Annotated in this window: 17 protein-coding genes and 1 tRNA gene; 10 read left to right on the forward strand and 8 right to left on the reverse strand. The window is 41.2% G+C overall.

Annotation, left to right across the window (positions count from 1 at the left end):
* Nucleotides 1-83 precede the first annotated feature (83 nt).
* The 5 genes from J3L18_RS25855 to J3L18_RS25875 form a co-directional block, all read right to left on the reverse strand.
* Nucleotides 84-251, reverse strand: coding sequence for a hypothetical protein (locus tag J3L18_RS25855; protein ID WP_167516292.1), 168 nt, complete (start codon nt 249-251; stop codon nt 84-86).
* 377 nt (nt 252-628) lie between these two features.
* Nucleotides 629-793, reverse strand: coding sequence for a hypothetical protein (locus tag J3L18_RS25860; protein WP_158604167.1), 165 nt, complete (start codon nt 791-793; stop codon nt 629-631).
* Between the two features lie 38 nt (nt 794-831).
* A complete protein-coding gene (locus J3L18_RS25865) occupies nt 832-960 on the reverse strand; it encodes a hypothetical protein (protein WP_255485329.1) in 129 nt (42 codons plus the stop codon).
* 41 nt (nt 961-1,001) lie between these two features.
* Nucleotides 1,002-1,178, reverse strand: a complete 177-nt coding sequence (locus J3L18_RS25870; protein WP_189549084.1) for a hypothetical protein — start codon at nt 1,176-1,178, stop codon at nt 1,002-1,004.
* 201 nt (nt 1,179-1,379) lie between these two features.
* On the reverse strand, nt 1,380-2,591 hold the full coding sequence (locus J3L18_RS25875) for an MFS transporter (protein ID WP_208102377.1): 1,212 nt from the start codon (nt 2,589-2,591) through the stop codon (nt 1,380-1,382).
* Between the two features lie 773 nt (nt 2,592-3,364).
* Here J3L18_RS25875 and J3L18_RS25880 point away from each other — a divergent pair.
* The 10 genes from J3L18_RS25880 (at nt 3,365) to J3L18_RS25925 (ending at nt 9,305) form a co-directional block, all read left to right on the forward strand.
* Nucleotides 3,365-3,438, forward strand: a tRNA-Ala gene (locus J3L18_RS25880).
* A gap of 401 nt (nt 3,439-3,839) precedes the next feature.
* The gene (locus J3L18_RS25885; protein ID WP_112658263.1) at nt 3,840-4,169 is read left to right on the forward strand and encodes an ArsR/SmtB family transcription factor; all 330 of its coding nucleotides are present in this window, start codon (nt 3,840-3,842) and stop codon (nt 4,167-4,169) included.
* 56 nt (nt 4,170-4,225) lie between these two features.
* The gene (locus J3L18_RS25890) at nt 4,226-4,798 is read left to right on the forward strand and encodes a DUF6428 family protein (RefSeq protein WP_129568220.1); all 573 of its coding nucleotides are present in this window, start codon (nt 4,226-4,228) and stop codon (nt 4,796-4,798) included.
* A gap of 10 nt (nt 4,799-4,808) precedes the next feature.
* Nucleotides 4,809-5,234 carry an arsenic resistance N-acetyltransferase ArsN2 gene (arsN2, locus tag J3L18_RS25895; RefSeq protein ID WP_112658259.1) on the forward strand — a complete coding sequence of 142 codons (426 nt, stop codon included), beginning with the start codon at nt 4,809-4,811 and terminating at the stop codon, nt 5,232-5,234.
* Nucleotides 5,231-5,653: an arsenate reductase ArsC gene (locus J3L18_RS25900; protein WP_112658257.1), complete on the forward strand. Its 423-nt coding sequence runs from the start codon at nt 5,231-5,233 to the stop codon at nt 5,651-5,653. Before arsN2 ends, J3L18_RS25900 begins: the two co-directional genes overlap by 4 nt.
* 64 nt (nt 5,654-5,717) lie before the next feature.
* Nucleotides 5,718-6,344 (forward strand): hypothetical protein, encoded by a 627-nt coding sequence (locus J3L18_RS25905; RefSeq protein ID WP_112658255.1) that lies wholly within the window; start codon nt 5,718-5,720, stop codon nt 6,342-6,344.
* 43 nt (nt 6,345-6,387) lie between these two features.
* Nucleotides 6,388-7,479 (forward strand): ACR3 family arsenite efflux transporter, encoded by a 1,092-nt coding sequence (gene arsB, locus J3L18_RS25910; protein WP_112658253.1) that lies wholly within the window; start codon nt 6,388-6,390, stop codon nt 7,477-7,479.
* Nucleotides 7,479-8,249, forward strand: coding sequence for a metallophosphoesterase family protein (locus tag J3L18_RS25915; RefSeq protein ID WP_112658251.1), 771 nt, complete (start codon nt 7,479-7,481; stop codon nt 8,247-8,249). The genes arsB and J3L18_RS25915 overlap by 1 nt, the downstream gene beginning before the upstream one ends.
* Nucleotides 8,249-8,941 carry a metallophosphoesterase family protein gene (locus J3L18_RS25920; RefSeq protein WP_112658249.1) on the forward strand — a complete coding sequence of 231 codons (693 nt, stop codon included), beginning with the start codon at nt 8,249-8,251 and terminating at the stop codon, nt 8,939-8,941. Before J3L18_RS25915 ends, J3L18_RS25920 begins: the two co-directional genes overlap by 1 nt.
* Before the next feature lies 1 nt (nt 8,942).
* Complete coding sequence (locus tag J3L18_RS25925) at nt 8,943-9,305, forward strand: hypothetical protein (protein WP_129568221.1); 363 nt, start codon at nt 8,943-8,945, stop codon at nt 9,303-9,305.
* On the opposite strand, the gene J3L18_RS25930 is transcribed toward J3L18_RS25925, so the two are convergent.
* Genes J3L18_RS25930 through J3L18_RS25940 form a run of 3 tightly spaced genes read right to left on the reverse strand, consistent with a single transcriptional unit; the run spans nt 9,302 to nt 10,489 of the window.
* A complete protein-coding gene (locus J3L18_RS25930) occupies nt 9,302-9,517 on the reverse strand; it encodes a GDCCVxC domain-containing (seleno)protein (protein WP_112658245.1) in 216 nt (71 codons plus the stop codon). The genes J3L18_RS25925 and J3L18_RS25930 overlap by 4 nt on opposite strands.
* 4 nt (nt 9,518-9,521) lie before the next feature.
* Complete coding sequence (gene merTP / locus J3L18_RS25935; RefSeq protein ID WP_112658243.1) at nt 9,522-10,124, reverse strand: mercuric transport protein MerTP; 603 nt, start codon at nt 10,122-10,124, stop codon at nt 9,522-9,524.
* Complete coding sequence (locus tag J3L18_RS25940) at nt 10,121-10,489, reverse strand: ArsR/SmtB family transcription factor (protein WP_311084507.1); 369 nt, start codon at nt 10,487-10,489, stop codon at nt 10,121-10,123. Before J3L18_RS25940 ends, merTP begins: the two co-directional genes overlap by 4 nt.
* Between the last annotated feature and the right edge of the window lie 4 nt (nt 10,490-10,493).

Below are 10,493 nucleotides of genomic sequence, written 5' to 3' on the forward strand. Positions count from 1 at the left end.
CTTCTTTAAAGTAAAAGACCACTATTGCTGTACGCAATGACGCAGGGAAATGCTATTTAGCCAGGTTGTTTTTAACAACAAGCTCAGGATTCTATTTCTTTATCATTATTTTCTTCTGGTTTTAGTTCGGATTGGATGATATCCTGTTCCAACTTTTTTTCATCTTTCTGGTTTCGCCTGATGATCCAAACCAGCAAAATAATAACAGCAATAACAACAATTGTTACTATGGGATAATTAACCTGGTCCATAATGTTTGTATTTATGTAGAGTATGTAATTTCACAGATAACAATACACCATACAGACAATCAGTCTTTAGCTCCTGCTCGTGCAGGATCAATTGACCGTAACCGATTTGTTCATCACCTGGTTAACGGTAACACGCGTAAATAGATGGTGCAATATGATGTTCAACCGCATAGGCCATTCGCCCGCCGCTTTACCCAAATAACCGTTTCAGGCATTTACTTTAGGTGACCAAAGTGTTAATATATTGTTATTTAATATTAAACAAAGATAGCATTAAGCTTGCCCGGCTTTACTAAAAAAATAGAGCCCTGTTTTTGCAGGGCTCCACGTTTTCATAGGTGATGTTAGTACTCGATAGGTAGATATATATATGTTGATCAAGCGGCAGACAGCGTTTGCTGTGCTGCTACCTGCTTGTTGTTGCTCATGAATTGGGTTTTGGCCCTGTAGTTTTTCAGATCTTCCCTCAACAGCTCCAATAATTCGGCATCAAAGCGTGCAAGTAATTTAGTTATTGCGGGGGTTGGTTTATATGCTTTCATAGGTAGATGTAGTGTAGGTGATGTTTTTTATATTTAGTTTAAGCTGCCGGCGTTAAGTAGGGCGTTTTAGTTTTGATAGCTTTTAAGTCGCTCATGATGATGTTTTTAAGTGCATTATCAAAGCTTGCTATTAGTTTGGTGGTTGATGTTTGTTTTTGCGTTTTCATGTTGTAGGTTTTGAATGTTTTAATATTTTAATGTCTTCGTTTTAGTCTTTCTTTTTTTCGTCCCCGTTTTCGGTGAGGTTATCGTGGCGGCGTTTTGCTTCTTTATACTGCCTTAATATTTGTTCCTCATCGCGTGGGTCTGAAGTTTTTGTCGGTTCCACTGGGTTTTCCCACTCTTTCTCTTCTTCAGGTTTAACCGCTTTGTCTTTTGCCTTCATAACAACTGCGTTTGATAAGTACCAATCTAAATCGATGCCAAACTTTTATCCGAGAGCAAAAAAAGTCATTAAAAATTCAGATTTATTTTACAATTGGGTGTAAATTGCTGTAATACAGTGAGTTTTTTTAGGAGGAAAAATTTAATTTTTTTTGCCAACTCTACCCGGGATAGCCATTCGGACCAGATAAACAGGTATGCGTTACCGAACATCAGGTGCATTACCGGACGATTTCCTGTAGTATAACAAATGCACCGCTATTACTATTACCGATAAGACAGCTCCAATAGCACATACCCCGTTCCACTCGTAGTTTTTCCAAACTAAGCTGGCGAAGAACGTGCCTAAAGCCCCGCCTATAAAATAAGACACCATGTATACTGTATTGATACGATTGCGGGCTTCCGGGATCAATGCAAAAATAATAGACTGGTTAGAGATATGAGTAGCCTGCACACCCATATCAAGCAGAATAACCCCGATGATTAGTCCTATTATACTATGGCTCGAAAAATAGAATACAATAAAAGAGATCAGGATAAGCGAAAGTGTATAAATTGATAATTTGTATGCGTCCATTTTATCACTCAGGCGCCCCATAAAGCCAACGGCTACCGCACCGAAAGCGCCAACTAGGCCAAACATACCCGCAGCGGCGCTGCCCTCATTAAACTGAGGCTGTTTTAACAGGAATACCAGCGTTGTCCAAAATGCGCTGAAACCGGCAAAACATAAAGCCCCTCTGAATGCTGCCAACCTTAATTTAGGCTGGGTTTTTACTAAATGGATCAATGATTTCATCAATTTACCGTAATTGCCTTTATAATCGGGTTCAATTTCGGGCAAAAACAAAAATATCATAACCCAGATGAGCAACATTAACCCGGCGGCTATATAAAACATGCTTCGCCAGCCAAAATGCTCGCCTATAAAACCGCTTAATGTGCGTGACAGCAAAATGCCGATTAATAAGCCGCTCATTACAAAGCCAATCTTCTTACCCCGCTCATGTGGCTTGGCTAAGTGGGCCGCCATTGGGATCAGCAATTGCGGAATAATCGATGATACGCCCACCAAAAAACCCGCTATCATAAGTATAGTTACCGAAGGCGCCATGGCGCAGGCTATTAACGATATGATCATGAGCACAAAATCAATTAAAATAAGACGCTTACGCTTAAGCATATCCGCCAATGGCACTATAAATAATAAACCTGTAGCGTAGCCAATTTGCGTAAAAAGCGATATTTGCTGCGCTTTTTTATCGCTTACGCCAAAAGTATTCGCCATATCGGCCAGTAATGGTTGATTATAATATATGTTTGCTACCACCAAACCTGTAGCTATGGTCATGATCCATAAAGTTAATGGCGTAAGATGCGGATGTTGTTTTGCGGTATGTGTTGATGACATATTTAAAAAGGCAGTATGTTTTTGCTGCAAAAGTGTTAAAGCATCTTTAAAAAAAAGCCTTTGTAAAGTAATTTTTATTATGCAAGTGCGTTTAGAACATAAATTGTTTTAGCAGACAATCGTTCTTTAAGGAGCTAAAAGCAGTACTAAGGCAAAAAAATTTTGGTATTTTGGAGTTTTTTAAAGAAAAATTAGCGATTATTTTGCTTTAAAAACAAAAGACGCTTTGAAATTTAATTTTAAACCGGGTTTTAATTCTAATTTTACTTTAAAAATCATTTAAAATTAAATTTTTGTAAACTTTATAAATAAAATCGTATCATTTTTGAATAAAAATGAACGAGGTAATAATTATTATCAAATAATTTGAAAAAATTAGTAAATTAATAATGTTTTATTCTTATTTTTGACAATAAGATACCGGATGGTAGTGTAATTGATAAAACTTACAAAACAATTACAAAATTTATTTTCCGAATATCAAAACTTAGTGTTACTTTTACACCGTATTAAAAATAACGCAATACATAAAGTAGTCTTCTCATAATTTAGGTTTATAATTGGTTAGTAAAGGCCCCTGCCCATCAGGGGCTTTACTTTTTTATAAGCTTTTGTTCCCGCCCGTGAAGCAATTTAGGGCAGGCCAGGTGCATGTATATTTTAAGTTTAAATTAAACAAGCCGACGGTAAAGGCGCTGGGACAGGATCGGATAAAATAAATAACAATAGAATTTCATTTTAATTCACAAAATTCTATATTTGCAGCCCACCACGGGGGATTAGCTCAGCTGGCTAGAGCGCTTGCATGGCATGCAAGAGGTCATCGGTTCGACTCCGATATTCTCCACTCTGACAATCAAGGCTTTACGATTTTTCGTGAGGCCTTTTTTCTTTGTGATAAAACCGTGATAAAACAAAAAACGGTTAAAATCAATTTAAAATGTCTGGTCTTTTCTCACTTAGTTTCATTAAAACCATATCATTTCACTGATAACGAACTAACTTTAAAATTCATTTGCTTTAAATATCTTGTCAAGAACCAGATCTGTCTTATCTTCATTAATCAAATTATAATTACACTACGCCCGAAATTGATATAGGAATCTTGGGAGGAATTTGTCAACCAAATGGCATTTAAATGCCTACTTAAAATATTGTTGTGATCCTGGAACAAGGGACAATCTTCTAAATTATTTTTCTTTATTTTTTTGATAATTAAAATATTAATCGTAATATTGCAATATAATTATGGGGCTTACCAAAACAGAAATATTCACCGAAGAACAGAACAGGTTAGCTGTGATGCTCAAAGCCATCGCGCATCCTGCCCGTATCGCCATCTTACAGGAGATCATTAAATCGAATACCTGTATCTGCGGTGACCTGGTAGACGAATTGGGTTTAGCACAACCGACCATTTCACAGCATTTGAAAGAACTGAAAAATGCCGGCCTGATACAAGGAACCATTGATGGCGTGAGTGTATGCTATTGCATCAACCCGCCTGTTTGGAATGAATTACGTGAACAAATGAGCGGGTTCTTTGCGGCGTATGATTTGAAGACTACCTGCTGTTAAAAAAAATTTGATTAAATCCATCGCAATATTGCAATGATAAAATTAACTATAAAGCCATGAATAAAGTAGAAGCGATCAACTGGAAAACCTTTAAAGACACCTTATTACAGCACCCCGACCTTGACCTGCAATTCCAATACGCGGAAGGCAAACTGGTAGATGCAGCTTATCATATTACTGAGATCAAACAAGCGCCTATCACTTCGGTAGACTGCGGCGGTGTCATGAATGCCTGGACAGAGATCATCGTGCAATTATGGGTACCGGAGAATGCTGATCAGCAGGAACGTTCTATGAAAGTTGGCAAAGCTTTATCTATCGTAGACATTCTAGAAAAAATGCTGCCGCTTAACCCGAACGGTACGGTAAAGATCGAGTTCGGTAATTCAGGGTTTGATACCCGCCAAATGTTCCCGAACGAAATGATCGTTGACGGCAATGCTTTAACCGTAGACCTGCGCCCTGATGCGGTTCAGTGTAAAGCGATAGGCCGTGGCGGCAGTTGCGGTACGACCGAAAAAGGTGAAGAATGCTGTACACCCGCAGTAGCGGAAAAACCTAAAGTACAATTAGTGAACCTGGCTGCACCTGCTGAAGCTTGCTGCACGCCAGGCGGAGGCTGCTGCTAATATTGGAAATATGATCATCGACCAAGCGCAAACATACCGGGACAAAATAGTTGAGCTGCTGGTGGCTGAAAAGCTAGCGGTAGCCGACCTGCCGGAAACGCTGGATAATTTTATTGTTGCCATTCAGGATGGTAATGTGGTTGGTGTCGGTGGTGTTGAGGTTTATGGCAGTTACGGATTGTTACGCTCTTTAGCCGTGCACCGTGAACATAGAAATGCCGGAATCGCTGGCAAACTATTGGCAAGACTGGACAGTATGAGCAAAAAGAATGACCTTTCAGCTTTGTACCTATTAACAGAAACAGCATCGGCGTACTTCGAGCGAAAGAGATACAACCAAATTACCCGGGAAGAAGTGCCTGCCGAGGTTCAAGGATCATCCGAGTTTAGCCACGTTTGCCCGGTATCAGCTATTGTTATGAAAAAAGAATTATGAGCAAGAAAAACATATTAGTGCTTTGCACCGGTAACAGCTGCCGCAGCCAATTGGCCGAAGGTTACCTGCGCTTTTTTGCAGTTGATAAGGCCAATGTTTACAGTGCAGGAATTGAAACGCACGGTGTTAATCCCAAAGCCATACAGGTGATGGCTGAAGATCATATTGATATCTCCAAACATACCTCTAAACATGTAGATGAATATACGGCTATCCCATTTGACCGGGTGATCACCGTTTGCGATAACGCCAATGAAGCCTGCCCATTCTTTCCGGGTCAGGTGGAACGCTTCCACGAGAACTTTCCCGATCCGGCTAAAGCGACCGGCACACCCGAAGACGTAATGGATGAGTTTCGCAGGGTACGTGATATGATCAAAGTTTACGCGGCTGGTTTTGTAAGTAAACACGTTAACTAACCTTTTTTGACCTTATCAATCGTTAAATAGCAATAAACCAATTTAACCACCAAACTTAAAAATCATGAAACACTTATCCTTACTTTTCTTAGCAGGCCTACTGGTAGTAAGTTCCGCTTTTGCACCAGTGGCAGACCCCATCTATCCTGAACTCGCGCAAGCCTTTAAACAGATCAAAAAGAGCACTCTCGTTACAGATGAACGGCAGGAAGTGCTTTACGGTATCCAGCAATTGGGCATCGTTACTAAAGGCAAGAAACTACCGGTGATCGTAGAGTTTGTCGGCAACGATGGCTTTAGTGCACCGGTTGCTAAAGCGGTATTAAAATCAGCGTTAGCATCTTACGGTATCAATGATGTAAAGATCTTCGTAGTTGGTGCTTCATCTTCTCCTAAAGTAGCCCCGGCATTAGCGAAACTGGGCTTTAAGCTCAGCGGTGACGAAGCCAAATATAACGACCAGGGTGGTTCGGTGACAATGGAAACCTCGCCTTCAAACCCGCAGGCGATCCATGTGCTGGCACAGGAAAGCGCGGCTTCACTGCTGGCCAGCCCCGATAAGTTCGCCGTTAAACTAAAATATGCAGCTTTGCCAGCAGGTGCGACCGAGGAGCAATACGAGGCGCAAGCCAAATTAATTACAGCGGAAATGTTTTTTGCCGCCTCTAAATTCAAAGAAAACTGGAAGTAGTTTACACTCAATTCATATTAAAACCCGATATACGCCATAAATTATGTCAGCAAACAACTGTGCCCCGGCGGCAGAACGCAAAAAACTTAGCTTCCTTGATAGCTACTTAACCCTTTGGATATTCCTGGCGATGGCTATTGGCGTAGCTATTGGCTATTTCATTCCCTCATCGTCTGGTTTTATCAACTCCTTTTCGAGCGGTACAACCAATATCCCTTTAGCTATCGGTTTGATCTTAATGATGTACCCACCGTTGGCCAAAGTGAAATACGGGAACATGGGCGAGGTGTTCAAGGATACGAAAGTATTAAGCGCTTCACTTATCCTTAACTGGATCATCGGGCCGGTATTGATGTTTGTATTGGCGATAACTTTATTACGCGACCATCCGGCTTATATGGTCGGATTGATACTGATCGGTTTAGCCCGTTGTATCGCGATGGTGGTAGTTTGGAATGAACTGGCAGAAGGCAACCGCGAATACGCCGCTGGTCTGATCGCTTTGAACAGTATCTTCCAGGTGCTGTTGTACAGTGTCTATGCTTACCTGTTTATTACCGTATTGCCGCCATTATTTGGCCTGAAAGGGTTAGCCGTAAATATCACCATCGGTGAGATTGCGAAAAGCGTGGGCATTTACTTAGGCATTCCCTTTGCCGCAGGCGTTATCAGCCGTTACACTTTAATCAAACTCAAAGGCGAAGAATGGTTCCAAACGAAATATGTACCGTTCATATCGCCCATCACCCTGATAGCTTTGCTATTTACCATCGTGGTCATGTTCAGCTTAAAAGGAAACCTGATCGTACATATACCTTTTGATGTATTGCGGATAGCAATTCCGCTGGTGATCTACTTTACCATCATGTTCGTGCTAAGCTTTTTTATCGGCAAATCATTTGGTGCGGATTATTCCAAGAGCACCTCTATCGCTTTTACCGCTACCGGTAACAACTTTGAACTGGCCATTGCAGTTGCAATTGGTGTTTTTGGCATTAATTCAGGCGAAGCTTTTGCCGGGGTGATTGGTCCATTAGTGGAAGTGCCTGCGCTGATCGCTTTAGTTAACCTCGCTTTCTATTTCCGTAAAAAATACTATACCTCTAAAACTAAAACGCTAACTACTATACAATAATGAAGATTGCTCTTTTTTCTGATATACACGCTAACTTACCGGCGCTGGAGGCTTTCTTCAATGACGTAGAAACTCAAAAGCCTGATGCCATTTATTGCCTGGGTGACCTTGTAGGTTATAATATCTGGCCAAATGAAGTCATTGACGAGATCCGTAAACGAGGCATCCCCTGTATTACCGGAAACTATGATTTTGGCATCGGCCGTCACAGCGATGATTGCGGCTGTGCCTATAAAACCGACGAGGAAAAAGCGATGGGCAAAGTATCCATTGCTTATACCAACGAAGTGGTGAAAGATGAGCAAAGGGCTTATCTGCGTACCCTTCCTGCACATATTCGTTTAGAGTTTCAATTGAATAATGATAAACTGAACGTGCTTTTTGTACACGGCAGTCCCCGTAAAGTAAATGAATACCTGTTTGAAGACAGGGATGAAAAAAGTATGCTGCGTATTATGGAAGGAGGTGATGCCGATGTGATGTGCTTCGGCCATACCCACCAGCCCTATCACCGCATTTTACCAACTGAAATCACGGAGGATACCCATTACCGTCATGCCATCAATATCGGCTCGGTTGGTAAACCGAAAGATAAAGACCCGCGCGGTGGTTATGTGTTGCTGCAGATCAATGAAAACAGTTCTGTTAAAGATAAGAACAGCATTAAGGTAGAATTTATCCGCTTTGACTATGATATAGAAAAAGCGGCCAAAGCCGTGGAAGATAGCCAGCTTCCGAACGAATATGCAGATATGTTAAGGAACGGATAATGAGGATAGCACTATTTTCTGATATACATGCCAACCTGCCGGCATTTGAAGCATTTTTAACAGACCTGGACAGTCGTAAAGTGGATGCGGTTTATTGTTTAGGCGATATGATCGGATATAACATCTGGCCTAATGAGATCATTGCTGAAATCCGCAGGCGCGGTATTGCCACATTGGCTGGGAACCACGACCAAAAGACAAAAGGCTACGCTTATGAACTGGTTTCTGCCGAAAACAGGCAATACCTGACTATGTTACCCGCACATATTAAACTGGAATTTCAATTGAATAATGATCATTTGAATATAGTTCTGGCGCATGGCAGTACCCGCAGTATCAATGAATATGTTTTGGAAGATACTGACGAAACTTATGTACTGGCGATGATGAACGAAGCTGAGGCGGATATTTTATGTGTTGGTCATTCCCATTTACCTTATCATCGCATCATTGATGATAACGGCAGCTTTAAGCATGTCATTAATATCGGTTCCGTTGGCAAACCAAAAGATGGCAACCCCAATTGCTGCTATGTGCTGCTGACTATAAATGAAAGCAGTTCGGTTAATGACAGGGATGGAATCCATGTGGACTCTATCAGGGTACCTTACAATGTTGAACGGGCGGCTAAAGCAGTTGAAGATAGTCCGTTACCGGATGAACTTGCTGACCGCTTGCGCAAAGCTTACTGATATGCATAACGAGACATTAAACATCTGGAAACAGTTTGATAAGGGCTTGAAGCAGTATGTATGCGGCAAAGTCAATCACGGTGAAGAATGCCATGATATATTGCAGAACCTATACCTTAAAATCGACAGTTATGTTGAACTGGTTAAAAAGGTGCGTAACCTGCCATCATGCTTATTCCGAATGGCGCATCATGAAGTGATGAATCACTACCGGGGCAACTCAAAATATGAACTGCATGAAGTGATGGGCTTTGACCGGCCCGTTCATGATCCGGAGGTCAGGGATGGCAGCTTGAAACTGGCCGATTGCTGCCTGTATGTAATTTATACATGTTTTACAAAGTATTCAAGTAACGACTTCTAACCGCAGCAAGATGTACCCTGCTGAACAGGTGGACATTTGACTGATCCGTAACTGCAAAAGACACAGCAATCACCAGCCAGCGGCTTTAAACGGGTCTTGCAGCTTTCACATTCATAGAAAAACTGGCAGGCATCAGTTGGCATTTCTTCTTCTTTTTGAAAGCCGCATTGAGGACAGGTAATTATAGAATTAAGCAGGATCGTTGTTGCCATGAGATTAGTTATTTTTGATCAAAGTAGATTGATACCCTATTTCTTTTATTTTTAGATTGATGCTGTCGGTGTTCGTTTTGGTTGGATCATAACGGACAGCTGTTTCCGCATTTTCAAAAGACGTGTTGGATGCAGATACGCCGTTAAGTCCCATTAAAACTCCATCAATATGTTTGGTACAATCCGCACAGCCCATGCCTTTAATATTCAGTTTAACAAATTTGAATTTAGCTTGCGGAGTAATGGTTGCTATTGGTTGAGTGGTTTTGTAAAAAAAAGAAGAATAATAGGGAAAGGCAATTACCACTCCTGAAAACAGGGTTACGACGAGCAGAAACTTTTTCGACTTCCAGAATGATCGTTTTACAGGCTCACAACAATCCTCTTGCCCACGGCGAACCACAGCCAATTGCTGATACCAGGCCACAGCAAAAATCAGCATGGTCAAACCAATAATATAAGGCCGGAAAGGTTCTATCCAGTTAAAATAGGTAGCTGCCCCGCTTATTCCTCCAAATATGGCGAGCAAGGGTGTAATGCAGCAAAGGGATGCTGCTAATGCGGCAACGAGGCCACCAATCCAGCTGTTTTGAATGTTGACGCTCATGCTTTGATGGTTGATAAAGGCTGATTGATTAAATTAAACAAAGGTTGGAGCAAAGGTAAATGTGGCGGACAAATCGAATAAAATATAGTTTGCCCGGACTTACGAAACTGTATCAATCCGCCGTCTTTTAATTTACGCAGATGTTGGGATATAGCCGGAATAGTCATTTCCAGAATATTACTGAGATCGCAGGGACACAATTCTTTTTCCTGGTGCAAAAGAAAAAATATCTTCAACCTGACCTCATTACCTGCTAAAGCTAAAGCCGCTGACAATGCGGAAAATTCTTGTTGGTTTTCTTTAATGGTTTCTTTGCAATTCTTAATTTGTCCAGAATCAGCAAAAATTCGTTTACAGGTGCTCATCTCC

Origin of the sequence: Mucilaginibacter gossypii, assembly GCF_017569325.2 — a bacterium.
In the GTDB taxonomy this organism is placed as follows: Bacteria; Bacteroidota; Bacteroidia; order Sphingobacteriales; family Sphingobacteriaceae; genus Mucilaginibacter; species Mucilaginibacter gossypii.